The following is a 964-nucleotide window of genomic DNA, read 5'->3' as shown; positions in this document are numbered from 1 at the left end:
CATCCCCGCTTCCACCGATCAGAGTGTCGGCTCCTGTACCGCCAAAGAGCTTGTCGTTACCTGCGTTCCCAAAAATAATATCATTTCCGCTTCCGGTCGTTATATGGGTATCCATCGCGTCTGATAGAACATAAAAACTCTCGCCGCTGCTTTCGATGAAAGGAATGGCGCCAGGATATGATAACTTAAATCCAAATTCTGCCGGTTCGGCGGGGAAAAATTCATGTATGAAAAATTCATTGAAGATGTACTCAGAGCCAGTTTTTACAAAAAACTGAGGAATAAATCCACCAACCGAGCGATTTACTATTTGTCCAATTAGTTGGTTTCCCAAGGCGCTAATGAGGTCTCCCACGGAATCTGGAGGCAATATATACGCCTGATCAATTCCCCACTCTGCCGCATCCTGCATATAGGGAATTAAAACACTCGTTCTCATATTTTGAAAAAACGGATCGCCGGTTTCTATCATAAGCTGGCTGAATGCCTGGTACGTGAAGCGAGTCTCGGCGTAGTTTCCTGGAACAATGGTAGATGTGAAGCTCTCCCAGAGAGACACATTTTTGTCAAAATTGAAGTCGTTAGGATAGAAACCACTTATTAAGCCTATGAATTGATCGGAAGGTTCGCTTCCCAAGTCTTGGTCAAAAATTGCTACACCTATGATTAGGCGTTCTCCCGCCGGTGCATCAAGGTTATCATAGATGGGAAATGTCACAAAATCTGGCATAGGTTACGGCCTTTTAAACTTTTCAACACGTCACAAAGCTCCATGAAAAAAGACTATAGGGTACTTCGCAGATTCTCAACAATTGGATCCACCTCGGAGTTATCATCTGACAACTTCCTCACCGAACCGATGGATGGCCTCTGCAAAACGGAGTTTATTCATCACCAGAGCTCTGTTGATGGCGTGGATGCCCCTCCCGACGGCATCGCAATGTGCCATTGTGGTGAGTGTTAA

1 pseudogene is annotated in these 964 nt (G+C 45.1%); it reads right to left on the bottom strand.

Features of this window, described 5'->3' with window-relative positions:
- Positions 1-730 (bottom strand): annotated as a pseudogene (locus P775_RS29225) (hypothetical protein); the annotation flags it as partial.
- Between the last annotated feature and the right edge of the window lie 234 nt (positions 731-964).

The sequence above is a fragment of the Puniceibacterium antarcticum genome (assembly GCF_002760615.1).
GTDB lineage: Bacteria > Pseudomonadota > Alphaproteobacteria > Rhodobacterales > Rhodobacteraceae > Puniceibacterium > Puniceibacterium antarcticum.
This window is presented reverse-complemented; position numbering and strand designations above follow the sequence as displayed.